This is a genomic window from Rosistilla oblonga, assembly GCF_007751715.1.
Taxonomy (GTDB): Bacteria; Planctomycetota; Planctomycetia; order Pirellulales; family Pirellulaceae; genus Rosistilla; species Rosistilla oblonga.
In genome coordinates, this window is the sequence record NZ_CP036292.1 from 3,950,494 (window position 1) to 3,964,169 (window position 13,676).

The window sequence follows — 13,676 nt, forward strand, 5'->3', positions numbered from 1 at the left end:
GGATTGGAAGGTTTCAAAAGAGCGAGAATCGCCCAACCGGCACAACCGCTAAACCCCGCTCCAGCGTACCTACGAAAATCGCCCGACGGAATGCCCCCGCCGAGCGATGCGATTCTATAGACTGATTGGCCGCGCGACCGATTCGACAGTCGCGGTGGGCGCAAACGCGTGATAACGGCTCGCTACAACCACCGCGGCTAACCGTCGTCTCGCGACGACGCTGCTACTTAATGCCCTTCAACATCGCCTTAAAGGCAGCTTTTTGATCTTCGACGATCGCCTTGGGACCGGTCATTTTGATAAAGAACTTGCGGCCATCGTTGACGACGATCGCGCCAAGCATCTCGTAATCTTCACGCTTGACGGTTTTGCCAGGAGCGAACGGACCGCCGCCCATCGATTCTTTGAACGTTCCTTGCAGTTCGATCAGATGGACTTCGTTCCCCGCGACGTCCAGCTTCTCCTGTTTCGCCGATCCCTTCGCCGAACCGCCATCAGCAGCTGTGAACTGCCCGATCCAGCGATCGATGTTCGCCTTGATGTCTCCACCGGCAGCCATCATCGTCAAGCGAGCGGATCCTTCGACGCCTTCTTTGCTGATCGAATATTCTTTTTCCACGATCCGCGAACGAGGTTGAACCGACTTCCAAGCTTCGGGCGTTTCCATTTTGATCGCGCCACCAAAGGCTTCGACCTTCTCAGCGTATCCGTAGGAGCAAACCAAGGTTTGGCTGATTGTGAAAACTGCAAGGAAAGCAAAACGTCGCATGTTGAAAGACTCCGTAGGGGGCGGTGAGATGGTTTATTCGTACCCGAAGATTCTAGCCCGCGGGTTGGCAAAAAGCCAATCGGCACGAAATTCTGCTCCCGACCAAACTGCCGTTCAACATCGGGCAGCAGTTGCGTAGCGTTTTGCAAAGATGTCGACCTTCTCGCCAGCGATCGGCGATTGGCTAATTCGCCGCCGCCCAAGACACTTTTGCGGTATCAACCGACGCACGCAAACCTGCGGCACGATGGCGGCGATGCTAAAATCGGTCGCTACGAATGGCTGAGTGTAGGCGGCGGATCGGCATCCCCTGGCGCCGACCGATTCACATCCGGCTGTCGAAGCCTCGTCACTGCGTCACAACCATGGAGTGAATCAACGTCATGAACACACGCCGAACGTTTTTGTCCGCTCTCGCTGCCGGTTCCTTAGTCCCACTGCATCAAGCCGTCGGTCAAGCGACTCCCGCAGCGGTCGCCGGCCCGCGGAGCTCGCATCCGATCGCGCTGTCAACCTATTCGCTGTGGCGGTTCCGCAACGATGAACTGCGTGACTTTCACAAGTGCATCGACATCGCCGACGAGATGGGTTTCGACGGTGTCGAACTGCTGCTTTATCAACTCGAACAGAACGAGATGCTCAGTCATTCGAAGCTGATGAGCTACAAACGCCATGCGCTGCGTCTAGGTTTACCTTTGGTAGGTCTATCGACACATCAGGGCTGGGTTACGCCCGATCGCCAATTGCGAAAGGAGAATACCGATCGGACGATTGGCCAGATCGAGGTCGCGTACAAGTTGGGGATTCCGACGATGCGAGTCAACACAGGCCGATGGGGAACGTCGGGCAGTTTCGATGCGTTGATGAAAAACCGTGGCATCGAATCACCGCTGCCAGGATATACCGACGAAGACGCATTCCCTTGGGTGATCGAAGCGTTGGAGGCGTGCATCCCGACGGCGGAGAAGTGTGGCGTCGTATTGGCGTTAGAAAACCATTGGGGCTTGGGGCTGACGCCGGAAGGCATCTTGCGAATCGTCGACGCGGTCGATTCCCCTTGGTTGCAGATCACCACCGATACGGGGAACTTCCTCGAAGAGCCCTACGAGCGACTGGAGAAGATCGCGGATAAGACGGTTTTCGTTCAGGCGAAAACCTACTTCGGTGGCGGGCAATGGTATTCGCTGGATCTCGATTATCCGCGGATCGGACAGATTCTGCAGAAGCACAACTACCGCGGGTACATCTCGCTGGAGTTCGAGGGCATGGAGGATTATCGCACTGCAATTCCCAAGAGCCTTGAACTGATGCGAGCCGCGTTTCCACGCGTACCGGCATAACGCACTGCTGTGGGATCGATGCAAAATCGATCCCGCTTATTTGTCGAATTGCTGATGCGATCCGAGGCTTAATAAAGCGCCGACGCAAGTTTCCGGCGGTATTCGCCCGTCAACGGCGAATCATCGGGAAGCGTGCGGAAGATATCGATCATCAGCAGTCGAGCTTGGTCGCGATCGTCTCCATGCGTCGCTTCCACCACTTCCAAGGCGAGATCCAATGCAGCTTGAAAACTGCCCGCCGCTGCCTGCTTGCGAGCGACTTCGATCTTCAGAGGAGAGTTGCTTGGGTCGGCGGCCAGTTGCTTTTCCAGTTCCTGCAGATCGCCCGCGGGGACCGAGGCGGCGAGCGACAGTCGCGACTTCAGCTGTTCCGCTTCGGGTTCGAGAAACCCGCGTGCTTCCAGCTCTTCCAGAATCTGAGTTGCCGTGGCGACATCCCCAGCGGCTAGCGACGCCCGCCCACGACCGATCTTTGCGGGAAGGTTTTCTGGATCATCCTCGAGCATCTTATCGTAGGTGGCCAAGGCTGCTGCGGGATCGGTATCTTCGATCTGCATCGCGGTTCGAAACTCCGCTGCGGAAACCATCCGCCGAAAGAAGACGCGCAACACCTCTTCGCTGACCGCTCCTTGCAGACCATCGACGATCGTACCGTCGACGACACCGAAGAGTGCCGGAATTCCGGAGACTCCAAATTCGCTGGCGGCCTGCTGGCAGTCATCTGTATTTGCTTTGGCGACGATCACCGAGCCGGCAAACTCTTCGGCCAGCTTTTCCAAAAGCGGCGCGAGCGCTCGACACGGCTGGCACCAATCGGCCCAGAAATCGACGACCACCGGAACGGTCCGGCTCCGCTCTAATACATCGAGTTCGAACGTCGCGTCGGTTGTTTCAATCAATGTTGGATTATTCATTCCCCCATTCTGCCAAATTGAACCGCTGCTGGCCACAGCCGCTCGCGAGCCGGGCAGGGCGTCGGCATCGAGAGCTAAGCAAACACCCCCAGAAAAGCTATCGGATTGTGCCGACAGTGCCGATAAGCGAAGAGACGAGACGATCGACAAATTTGACAGAACTGTCATAACTGTTTGAATTGGAATGTCTGCGACACCCACATCCACACGCTAGCAAGATACCATGCCGCCTACCGCTCAACTTTGTTTGGTCCTTCACAACCATCAACCGATCGGAAACTTCGACGGTGTATTCGAGCAGGCCTATCAAGACAGCTACCTGCCATTCTTGGATGTCTTCGAGCCGTTCGACGCGTTGCGGATCTCGCTGCATACAAGCGGGCCGTTGATGCTGTGGTTGGCCGATCGACACCCCGAATATCTCCAACGAGTTCGTGCTCTCGTCCAGCAAGGCCGCGTTGAGATCATCGGCGGGCCGATCTACGAACCGATCCTGTCGATGCTCCCCAGCCGCGATCGGATCGGGCAAATCCGCGCCTACTCGCAATGGATCCAGGAGCACCTAGGGACCAAAGTCGCCGGCATGTGGACTCCCGAGCGCGTTTGGGAATCGCACTTTGCCAGCGATATCGCCGATGCGGGGATCGGATACACGGTGTTGGACGATTTCCACTTCCACGCCGCGGGACTGCCGAAAGACCAGCTGACCGGATATTACGTCACCGAAGAGGACGGCCGTATGTTGCGGGTCTTCCCCGGCAGCGAACAACTGCGCTATCTGATCCCGTTTGCGCCAGTCGATCAAACGATCGATTACATCCGCGGCGTAGCCGACCAACACCCGGGCAGTCTGTTTGTCTTCGGCGACGACGGAGAGAAGTTTGGCACTTGGCCCGACACGCAACAGCACGTCTACGCCGACGGATGGTTGTCTCGTTTCTTCACCGCGCTGACCGACAACCGCGATTGGCTCGCAACGAGCACTTTGGCGGAAGCTATCGACAGCACGCCGCCCAAAGGCAAGATCTATCTGCCCGATTGCAGCTATCGCGAGATGACCGAATGGGCGCTGCCTGTCGGCCAGCAGGTGCAATACGAAGACGCAACGCGGGAACTGCGCAGCGATCCCGAGCGATGGGAAGCGATCCAACCGTTTGTTCGCGGCGGTTTCTGGCGCAACTTTAAAGTCAAATATACCGAAGCGAACGAGATGTATTCGCGGATGCTTTCGGTCAGCCGACGTCTTGCCGACATGAAAGGGGACATCGAACCGGAAGCTTGGAACGCCGCAGCGGATCACCTGTACCGCGGCCAATGCAATTGCTCCTACTGGCACGGCGCATTCGGCGGCATCTACCTTCCGCATCTCCGCAACGCGGTCTATCAGCACCTGATCTCGGCGGACAACATCCTTAACCAACAGCGTTACGGTACGACGCAGTGGGTCGAAGCAACCGTTGAAGACTACAACTTCGACGGCGACCAAGAAGTCCGATTGTCCGGCGATCAAATGGTCGCCTGGTTCGCACCGGCTCGCGGCGGTCGGATGTACGAACTCGACATGCGGTCGACGGCGCACAACCTGTTGGCGACGATGCAGCGTCAACCCGAAGCCTACCACCGGAAGGTGATGGCCGGGCCGAGCGTCGACGGCGATTCGGTCGCCAGCATCCACGACCGCGTTGTCTTTAAGCAGGCTGGCTTGGACCAGTTGCTGCAATACGACCGCTATCCGCGGAAGTCGTTGATGGATCACTTTCTGGACGAAGACGCAACGATCGACGCGGTCAGCAAAGCCGATGCGATCGAACGCGGCGACTTTGTCGACCTTCCCTACGAAACGAAGCTGCGTCGGGCGGCCGATCGAATCCAAGTTCAGATGCGTCGCAATGGCAACGCGTGGGGAATCCCGCTGTCGATCACCAAAGCTGTCACGATGGCTGGCGGAAGCGATGAACTGGAGATCGCTTACCTGTTGGAAGACCTTCCCAAAAATCGACCGCTACACTTCGCGATCGAACTGAATTTTGCGGGCCTTCCCGCGGGAGCTGACGATCGTTACTTCAGCGATCGCGACGGCAATCGTTTGGGGCAACTAGGTAAAAAATTGGACCTGCACGATGCGGCGGGGATCCAATTGACCGACGAGTGGTTGGGCATCGATATCGGGCTCTCGATCGATCGGCCCAGCGGGCTGTGGGCCTTCCCTGTCGAAACGGTCAGCCAGAGCGAAGGTGGTTTCGAATTGGTGCATCAGAGCGTCTGCGTGATGCCGCACTGGATCATCAACTGCGAGTCGGAAAACCGCTGGGCGGTAACGATGCGGTTGTCGATCCGCGATCGAAATGCCAAGCCCAGCTCGCAGCAAAACGATGTCGACCAAGCGGTTGTTGTTTGATCCAACGCCCGCCAAGCGTCAGGCGCGGCATCGCAGGGCAGGTCGCGCCGCGTTGAACCGATGCTGAGCACGACCAAGAATCCGACCGACGACAGCGATCAGCTGTTGTTATCGTTGTCGTCGTCTTTGGTCAATTGATAGTCTTTGATCTTCTTGTGCAGCGTGTTGCGGTTGATTCCCAATTGGGCAGCCGCTTGCTTTTGGACGCCGCCGCAGGCCTGCAGCACTTGGTTGATAAGTTCGCGTTCGATGCGATCGACGATCTTGGAATGCAGATTCGTTTTGTCGTCGGCTAATTCGCTGAGCCCCTGCTCGACAACATCGACCGTCATCGAATCGAGGTCGGCCGGGCCAAACGATGTCCGTCGCGATCCGCCACTGCGTTGCCCGGTCACCTCCGCCGGCAGCAACTCGACCGTCAATTCATCCCCTTCGGCCATCACGACGGCGCGCTCGACGTAGTTTTGCAACTCGCGGACATTCCCCGGCCAATGGTAGCTCTGCATCGCTTCGATCGATTCGGGCTGGATGTGTGTCACATACCGATCGTTTGCTTCGCTGTAGATATTCAGAAAGTGAGCGACCAACGCGGGAATATCCTCGCGGCGATCGCGGAGCGGTGGGATCTCGATCGGCACGACGTTCAGCCGCCAGTAGAGATCCTCGCGAAAGCGTTCTTCGCTGACTTCGTTCGCCAATTCGCGGTTGCTCGCAGCGATCACGCGGGTATCGACCGAGATGGTTTGCGTATCGCCGACGCGTTCGAATTCGCGCTCCTGCAGGACGCGCAACAGCTTGACTTGCAGTTCGAGCGTCGTGCTGTTGATCTCGTCCAAAAAGATCGTGCCGCTATGAGCCGCTTCGAAACGTCCGGTCCGATTGTTAACCGCACCGGTAAACGATCCGCGAACGTGCCCGAACAGCTCGCTCTCCAGCAGACTTTCGCTAAGCGCGCCGCAGTTGACGCGGACAAACGGGCCGTTGGCTCGGCGACTTAAACGGTGGATCGCCGTCGCGATCAACTCCTTCCCCGTTCCAGTCTCGCCCAGCAGCAAGACCGACGCCTTGCTTTGGGCGACGCGGCGTGTGATTCGATACACTTCCTGCATCGCAGGCGATGTACCGATCAGCTCGGGTAGCGGCGATCCATCTTCCCCGCTGAGTGAGATTCCAAAGGATGACATGCTACGTGCCAACCCGTGCAGAGGTTAGCTTACAGTGAAAATCGGTCAACAGCGCAGCTCAGCGAGAAGTTGCATTGGCTCGCTGTTCCATCGCATCCAAAATGACACCTATTGCAGCCCGATGCGAATCGTCGGCCGCTGCATTGTAACGTTCGTACTGGCGGGCAACCGAATCGCGATCGATGCGAGTTCCGAACCGCAGCACCGACGACTTAAACGCTTCGGCAGCGGCTTGTCGGATGCTTAACGGCAGGACCATCGAATCGACCAAGTTCGCAAGCGTTAGCTGCGAGTTCGGCGTTCCTAACGTTGACAATAACGTCAATCCCGCAGTACTGAAGCCCCCTGCCTGGATCGCGCTGGTAAGTTCTTGCTCATGAGACCTGATGTCGTAGGGGTTGTTGGGCTCGTCGGGATTGGCCACACGCTCCAATGCGACCAGCGCCGCGTCGCGATATCGGTTGCGTTCGTCGGTCGTCAGCTCAGGCATCGGCAAACTTTGCTTCAGATCGCCGATCATTTGAGCCAATCCCTGTGGTGAGATAATTTCGTCCACTACAGCTAGCGGAGCGGGCCAGCGAGAGCCCAGATTTTGAGCGATCCGATTGCGTTCTTCCTGTACCGCGTACAACGCTCGCAGATCCTTGAAGCGTTGCCCAAGCGAATTGTCTGCCTCGATCTCGGTTCTACGAGGCTTTGGCCGCCCGTTTTCGCTTGGCTCTTCCGCAGTCGCGATCGCGCTTTCAGAGCCTGCAACGTCGACAATAATTTTTCCAGAACGATCCAAAATAGGTTCGCGGAGGTCTTCGTCCCAGAGCGTTTTCCCAGGTTGGCAGTAGATCAAAATCGGAAACTCGCCACCCAAGGGCCGCCGCCGAACGAGGTCGACCGTCTCGATAATCGAACGATCGTACGGTTGGCTGGTCGCCACCAGCAGTTGAATATCGCCGCCCATCTCGATCCGCCGCAGCAGATCGGCAACCGAGCCGACGACCTCGACGTCGTAGCCGAGCGATTCGAGCCAGCTGAGTTTATCGCGAGTCAAATGCCGTCGCGCTTCGAGAATCAAAGCGGTCGGGCGACGCTGTAGCGCCGACATCTCCAACCAGCGATGCAGCAGGTCGCTGCTGCCGGAGTAGCCGCTGCGATAATCGATTTCCGCCGCCGCAAGCGCCGCTTCGTAACGGACTCGTGGCGAGGGATGCAGCGCCATCTCGACAAGCAGCGTTGGCGTCGCGCCATTGGACAACACCAACCGCTGGGTGGCAGCCTGTTTCAGCAACCGAATCGCTGCGATCGCAGCATATTCGTTGCGTCGCTGGTTCGCCGCCGCAAGCGTCTTTTGCAGCTGTTCGATCTGTTCATCGGTCGCTTCGGCCGCGCCAAACCTCGCTTTAAAATCAGCGGCCGAACCGTAATTCGAATCGACCATCATGCGGTAGCTGAGGTCAGCCAATTCCGCGGTGATCGCCGTTTCTGGCGACGAAGCCTGCAAGCGCCGGTAACGGATCGCCGCGTCGGCAGCATCGCGGGCAAGTGCAACCCGCCGAGGAACTTCTTGCCACTGCAAAGTCTTTTGGTCGTCGTCCAACCGCCAAACGCGTTGCATCAAGCCGTCGCTGGTGGCTCGGCTGGAAAAATCCGCAGTCCTTTCGACACGACCACTCAGGTAGATCTCCGCTTCGCGAGCGCTCGGCACGCCACGGAGCCCAGCGGCGGCGAAGCCTTTGGTCGCGGCAGCGCGCTCGTCATCGCTGGCGTCGGCGGAATGATAAGCTGAAACAAAATCGGGCATCGAACCAGCAAGGTCGATCGCAACCAACGCCTGCAACGCGCGACCACGAGCTGTTGGAGCGCCGTACAACGCATACTGACGCAGCGCGATCGGCGCTTCCTCTTCGAACCGGCTGAGCACGTCGATCACTGTCGCCCGCGGAGCTACCGGTTTGTCGGCGACGTATGCCGCGGCGAGTTCGGCGACGGCGGCGAGCCCACCGCGGCGGAGGTTGCTGAGCGCATCCAACCGCTCCCCTTCGCTGTTGCTGCCCAGGCGAGCGATCTGTTGCCGGATTCGATCGCGGTCTTCGGCGAACTTCTTCGCCCCTTGGATCAATTTGCCAACGGCTTCGCGCTGCGCATCGCTGAGTTCGGGATGCTGTTGAATCCGCAGCAGATAATTGGGACGGATCGTGCTGGCGATCGCAGCAGACTGCGCATCGGAGAGTGTTTTCGCGGCCAGAATGTCGAGAAACGCAGCCGCCTGTTTCCAGTCGGAGATCTGCACGGCGCTACGAATCGCCAACGCCAGCTTCTCATCGTTCCCCTGAGAATACCGCTGCAGTTCGACCACCAAGGGATCCGGCAGCGGCTCGATCTCCACGCCGCCCGAGCCATCCGAAGCGGCGGTGGGTTGGCCAAATGGAGCGTCGCCCGCCGGCATCGGTGCCTCGCCAAACGCTCCTGCACCGCCAAAGGGATCGCCCGCACCGGCTGGCGTGGCAAACGGATCTTGCGCGTAGATAAGTGGCGGGGCTACAGAAATCCCGACCAACGCGAGGATCAAAAAATGACGCTTCATGACAAGGCAGACCTTTGGTAGAAAGATTTGCTTGTATTCTAGTCCCTTTTCCAGCAGATTCCCTAACCGTTTTTTGGCCCTCGCCGGCATCGCGAAATAATCGGCGTTTCCGGCGCGACCCTATCGATCGCGGCCCACAAAAGACCACGTTTGGACAAGCACGCCCCGCCAGTTTAGTGGCCGATAAAAAATCAGCCGGCTGCCGCTAGTGGTTTGTCAAAATTGGAAATCTGGACTGATGGTAGTGGACGAGCTCACGAGTCCCCATGATCTCTGGCGCGAAAGGACTTGTAACCTCTCCCACTACCCAAAACTTAAGTATCGACGCAGAACTACGAGAGCAATGTCTTCCAGTACTGCATCTGTTGGCGGACCTGTTCGGGAGCCGAAGAGCCAAAGCTGACGTAGGCGCGGACGGCGTTGGCGGTCCCCAAGACGTCGAAGATCGAATTGTCGACCGACACGCCAGCTTCGATCATCGCGTCCAAAGGCATCTCCGACAGCGGGATCTTGCGCTTCATCGCCTCGCCTACCAACGAACCGACCAGATGATGAGCGGTCCGCTGTGGCAGGCCCTTCTTCATCAGGTATTCCATCAGCGTCGTGGCGTCCAAATACCCGTGCTCCAGTCGCGATGCGATCCGATCGCGCTGCAAGGTGCTGCCCGAGACGATCGGAATCGCCAACTGCAGACACGCGATCACGGTGTCGAACGAATCGAACAACGGCGGTTTGTCCTCTTGCAGATCGCGGTTGTACGCCAACGGCAGTCCCTTGATCAGAACCAGCAGCGTCTGCAGATTGCCGACCACGCGAGCCGTCTTGCCACGGGTCAGTTCGAGCACGTCGGGATTGACCTTTTGCGGCATGATGCTGCTGCCGGTGCAGAAGGCATGCGGAATCTTCAGGAACCCAAATTCCTCGGTGCTCCACAAGATCCACTCCTCGGACCAACCGCTCAAGTGCTGTGCGATCATCGTCAGCACAAACGCTGCTTCGACGACAAAGTCGCGGTCGCTGGAGGTGTCCAAGCTGTTGCGGGTAACATCGTCGAAGCCCAGCTTTTCGGCTGTCAACTTGCGATCGATATCCATCGACGTACCGGCAACCGCTGCGACACCCAAGCTGCAGATGTTCACACGGCTTCGGCAATCGGCGATCCGCTGGCGATCGCGAGCCAGTTTTTCGATGTACGCCAACCAATAATGGCTCGCCAAAACCGGTTGCGCTCGTTGCAGGTGAGTGTACGCCGGCAGGACCACATCGAAGTCGCCTTCGCAGCGGCCCAGGAACGCCCGTTGCAGGTCAGCCAACAGGCCGTCGACCAAATCCAATTGGCCGCGGATCCACAGACGGAAGTCGGTCGAGACCTGGTCGTTGCGGCTGCGCGCCGTGTGCAGCTTGCGACCAACATCGCCCAAGCGATCGATCAACGCTTGTTCGACGTGCATGTGAACGTCTTCCAATTCCGTCCGCATCGGCAGCGTGTCCTCATCCAATTCGACACGGATAGCCGCTAAGGCTTCGAGGATCTGATCGCATTCTTTGCCCGAGATCAAACCTTGCACGGCGAGCATTTCCGCATGCGCCGATGAACCTTCGATATCGACTTCGTACAACCGACGGTCGAAGCTGATACTTTCGCAAAACTGTTCCAAACGAGAGTCCGATGCTGCGTCGAAAACGCCGCTTCGTGAAGGGCTAGCCAAAATGAAATTCTCCTAAAACCTATTCATTGGGTGGGCAAGCAAGAACGCAAACATCCTCGTTTGCGTTGAGTGTTGCGAAGCCGCTGGTAACGTAGCCAACGGGATCGCAAACGATTCCGAACCAACCCGTCAAAGGCTGGTTCACTGTATTTGTGAGTGCCGGTGTACACCGAACTGGTTACAGCCGGCAATTGGTGATTTCGGTTTCCATGATCGCCGATGCGCCCACCGATTCGAGCTGTTCCATCGCGCTGATCACTTCGCTGCGTTTGACCATCACGCGGACGGCACACCATTCTTGATCCTCCAACGAATTGATCGTTGGAGACTTAAAACCGGGAGTGATCTTTTCAGCGGCCGCCAACGCCGACTTGGGAATATTGAATTCCAACAGCGAGAAGTCGCGTGCGATCACAACACCTTCCAAGCGGCGAACAATTCGTTCCGCCGTCACGGTATCGCGGCACTTGCCGTTTTGAATCAAGACCGTCTCGTAGGTGTCGATCTCTTCGAGAATCCGCAGTTTGTTAGCCGCCAGCGTGCTGCCGGTTTCCACGAGGTCGACGATCGCATCGGCGATTCCCAACGAGATCATCACTTCGACCGATCCCGACAGGTTCACCACATGAGGCGTGACGCCGTATTGAGCCAGGTGTTTCGCCGAGATGTTCGGGAAGCTGGTTGCGATCCGGGCGCCCGCAAGATCCTTGCCGCTCTGAGCGGGCGAGTCCTCGGGAGCGCAGATCGCCAACCGGCAGCGGCCAACGCCCAGAGGCATCCTGACCGACACATCGGCTCCCGCTTCGTCGACCAGATCGCTGCCGGTGATCCCCATGTCGATCGCCCCTTCGGCGCAAAGCGTGGGAATATCGTCGGTTCGCAGGAAGATCAGATCGACTGGCAGGTCGCTGACCCGCGCGAACAGGCTGCGATTCTGGCGGCGAAACCGCAGCCCCGCCTGTTTCAGCAGATCGCCCGCTAGGTCGCTTAATCGCCCTTTGCTGGGGAGCCCGATTCGTAGATTGTTGTTGGTGCCCATGGCTAGTTCTCGTCGCTAGTCGCTAAAAAAGTGGGGTAGGTTCGCCCGCCGCCGCCGCCCTGATTTGTGCGGCCCAGGAAGGATTCTATTTGGTGTCGTCGGTCGATTGAGAGCGTTGCGCCTTTTCGACAAGTCCGCCGATCCCTTCGCGGCGTCCCAATTCGGCAGCCACGTCGTCCAACGTGACCCCGCGCCATGCCATCATGACCATCACATGATAGAGCAAGTCGCCGACTTCGTAAGTGAAATGCTGCTTTCCCTCTTCGCCGCTTTCGGCCGCCGCTTCGACAACCTCGGCCGCTTCCTCGATCACCTTCTTGCCGATCCGCGGGGCTCCACCTTCGATCAACTTCGTCGTGTACGATCCCTCGGGCCGCTGGCTGGCGCGGTCTTGGATCGTTTCCATCAATCGGTTCAGGATCGTCAGTGCTTCGCTCATCTTTAAGTTTGCCAACGGGTATCGAGGGAGGCGATCGGGGAATGCCCACTATGATTGGCGAGCAATCGATACGAGGTGCCAATATCGACCATTCGGGCATTTTTTGGCAGGGGGCATTCCTAGGCCAAACACCGCTGGCGTCGCATTTCGGCGGCGGCCGGCGGCACAATCGCTCGACAAATTGCAGGCGATGCGTTCTGAACCGTCTGTTCGGTCGGGGCTGCAAGGTTTAGGATCATGGCCGAATTCGCTGCGGCGATCTTTCGTCACAATCATTTTGGAACCGAACTACCCCACCGATGGGCGACTCGACGACATTCCCCTCACTGACTCACCGCGCCTGGTTTCTGACCGGTCCTACCGCTTCTGGAAAATCTACAGTCGCGGACTCGCTGGCCGCGAAACTGGAGCTCGAGATCCTCTCGCTCGATTCGATGACGGTCTACCGCCGAATGGACTTGGGGACCGCGAAGCCTTCGGCCGAGCAGCAACAACAGACAGTCCATCATCTGTTGGACCAAGTCGATCCGGACGCCGAGTTTAGCGCCGCGCAATACCTGACTGCGGCGCACGCGGCTGTCGACAAAATCGTCGCCGCCGGCAAACTGCCGCTATTTGTGGGCGGCACGCCGCTGTACCTGAAGGCGTGCCTAAGAGGCTTCGACGCCGGACCGCCCGCCGATTGGGAGTTCCGCAAATCGATCGAAGCCGATCTGAAAGAGCACGGTGTCGACGCGCTCCGCAAGCGTTTGGAACAAGTCGATCCGCTGTCGGCTCATCAATTGCATCCCAACGATACCCGCCGGATGATCCGCGCATTGGAAGTTGCGATGTTGACTGGGCAACCGATCAGCCATCGGCAGGTGCAGTTTGAAGCTTCGCATTCGGCCGACCAAGCCAACGTTTACGCATTGCATTGGCCGCGGAACCTGTTGCACCAAAGGATCGATCGCCGCGTCGACCAGATGTTTGCCGACGGCCTTGTCGATGAAGTCGCCGCAATCCGCCGCGATTTCCCAACGATCAGCCGAACAGCCGCGCAAGCGGTTGGTTACAAGGAGGTCTTCGATCTGCTCGACGGTACAACCGATCTGGCCGATACAATCGAACAAGTCAAAGCACATACACGACAATTGGCTCGCCGACAGGAAACCTGGCTGCGGTCGATGTCGGAAGTCGAGTTCATTGAGATGAGCGAAGAGCGGACTCACGACGATATCGCGGCGGAGATCATTGAAAAATCACAGTCGCGGCCCGATCCGGCGGCATAGAGGCAGTGGTTTTCACACCCCGCCAAGCCGGTAGT

10 protein-coding genes are annotated in these 13,676 nt (G+C 58.2%); 3 read left to right on the forward strand and 7 right to left on the reverse strand.

The window, feature by feature from the left end; genetic code table 11:
- Positions 1 to 223: 223 nt before the first annotated feature.
- Positions 224 to 769: a hypothetical protein gene (locus CA51_RS13980; RefSeq protein WP_145121572.1), complete on the reverse strand. Its 546-nt coding sequence runs from the start codon at positions 767 to 769 to the stop codon at positions 224 to 226.
- Positions 770 to 1,152: 383 nt separating this feature from the next.
- Here CA51_RS13980 and CA51_RS13985 point away from each other — a divergent pair, with 383 nt between their 5' ends.
- Positions 1,153 to 2,109, forward strand: a complete 957-nt coding sequence (locus tag CA51_RS13985) for a sugar phosphate isomerase/epimerase family protein (protein ID WP_145121574.1) — start codon at positions 1,153 to 1,155, stop codon at positions 2,107 to 2,109.
- Positions 2,110 to 2,177: 68 nt separating this feature from the next.
- Here the strand turns inward: CA51_RS13985 and CA51_RS13990 are convergent, their stop codons facing one another.
- Entirely contained in the window at positions 2,178 to 3,023 is an 846-nt protein-coding gene (locus tag CA51_RS13990; protein WP_197451180.1) for a tetratricopeptide repeat protein, read from the reverse strand.
- Positions 3,024 to 3,246: 223 nt separating this feature from the next.
- Between CA51_RS13990 and CA51_RS13995 the strand changes: the two genes are divergently transcribed.
- Positions 3,247 to 5,421: an alpha-amylase/4-alpha-glucanotransferase domain-containing protein gene (locus tag CA51_RS13995; protein WP_145121578.1), complete on the forward strand. Its 2,175-nt coding sequence runs from the start codon at positions 3,247 to 3,249 to the stop codon at positions 5,419 to 5,421.
- A gap of 98 nt (positions 5,422 to 5,519) precedes the next feature.
- Here CA51_RS13995 and CA51_RS14000 read toward each other — a convergent pair whose 3' ends face one another.
- The 5 genes from CA51_RS14000 to CA51_RS14020 all read right to left on the reverse strand — a co-directional run bounded on the left by CA51_RS14000 (position 5,520) and on the right by CA51_RS14020 (position 12,370).
- Positions 5,520 to 6,530 carry a sigma-54 interaction domain-containing protein gene (locus CA51_RS14000; RefSeq protein WP_231746195.1) on the reverse strand — a complete coding sequence of 337 codons (1,011 nt, stop codon included), beginning with the start codon at positions 6,528 to 6,530 and terminating at the stop codon, positions 5,520 to 5,522.
- A gap of 133 nt (positions 6,531 to 6,663) precedes the next feature.
- Positions 6,664 to 9,183 (reverse strand): hypothetical protein, encoded by a 2,520-nt coding sequence (locus tag CA51_RS14005; RefSeq protein ID WP_145121582.1) that lies wholly within the window; start codon positions 9,181 to 9,183, stop codon positions 6,664 to 6,666.
- A gap of 332 nt (positions 9,184 to 9,515) precedes the next feature.
- Positions 9,516 to 10,892 (reverse strand): argininosuccinate lyase, encoded by a 1,377-nt coding sequence (gene argH / locus CA51_RS14010; protein ID WP_145121584.1) that lies wholly within the window; start codon positions 10,890 to 10,892, stop codon positions 9,516 to 9,518.
- 178 nt (positions 10,893 to 11,070) lie between these two features.
- Positions 11,071 to 11,931 carry an ATP phosphoribosyltransferase gene (gene hisG, locus CA51_RS14015; RefSeq protein ID WP_145121586.1) on the reverse strand — a complete coding sequence of 287 codons (861 nt, stop codon included), beginning with the start codon at positions 11,929 to 11,931 and terminating at the stop codon, positions 11,071 to 11,073.
- An 85-nt stretch (positions 11,932 to 12,016) separates the two neighbouring features.
- A complete protein-coding gene (locus tag CA51_RS14020; protein WP_145121588.1) occupies positions 12,017 to 12,370 on the reverse strand; it encodes a phosphoribosyl-ATP diphosphatase in 354 nt (117 codons plus the stop codon).
- 299 nt (positions 12,371 to 12,669) lie between these two features.
- Between CA51_RS14020 and miaA the strand changes: the two genes are divergently transcribed.
- Entirely contained in the window at positions 12,670 to 13,641 is a 972-nt protein-coding gene (gene miaA, locus CA51_RS14025; RefSeq protein ID WP_145121590.1) for a tRNA (adenosine(37)-N6)-dimethylallyltransferase MiaA, read from the forward strand.
- Positions 13,642 to 13,676: the final 35 nt, after the last annotated feature.

Excerpts from the sequence above, each read along its gene's own strand:
- CA51_RS13980 (WP_145121572.1), bottom strand. The coding sequence starts at position 769 with ATGCGACGTTTTGCTTTCCTTGCAGTTTTCACAATCAGCCAAACCTTG.
- CA51_RS13985 (WP_145121574.1), top strand. The coding sequence starts at position 1,153 with ATGAACACACGCCGAACGTTTTTGTCCGCTCTCGCTGCCGGTTCCTTA.
- CA51_RS13990 (WP_197451180.1), bottom strand. The coding sequence starts at position 3,023 with ATGAATAATCCAACATTGATTGAAACAACCGACGCGACGTTCGAACTC.
- CA51_RS13995 (WP_145121578.1), top strand. The coding sequence starts at position 3,247 with ATGCCGCCTACCGCTCAACTTTGTTTGGTCCTTCACAACCATCAACCG.
- CA51_RS14000 (WP_231746195.1), bottom strand. The coding sequence starts at position 6,530 with ATGCAGGAAGTGTATCGAATCACACGCCGCGTCGCCCAAAGCAAGGCG.
- CA51_RS14005 (WP_145121582.1), bottom strand. The coding sequence starts at position 9,183 with ATGAAGCGTCATTTTTTGATCCTCGCGTTGGTCGGGATTTCTGTAGCC.
- hisG (WP_145121586.1), bottom strand. The coding sequence starts at position 11,931 with ATGGGCACCAACAACAATCTACGAATCGGGCTCCCCAGCAAAGGGCGA.
- CA51_RS14020 (WP_145121588.1), bottom strand. The coding sequence starts at position 12,370 with ATGAGCGAAGCACTGACGATCCTGAACCGATTGATGGAAACGATCCAA.
- miaA (WP_145121590.1), top strand. The coding sequence starts at position 12,670 with ATGGGCGACTCGACGACATTCCCCTCACTGACTCACCGCGCCTGGTTT.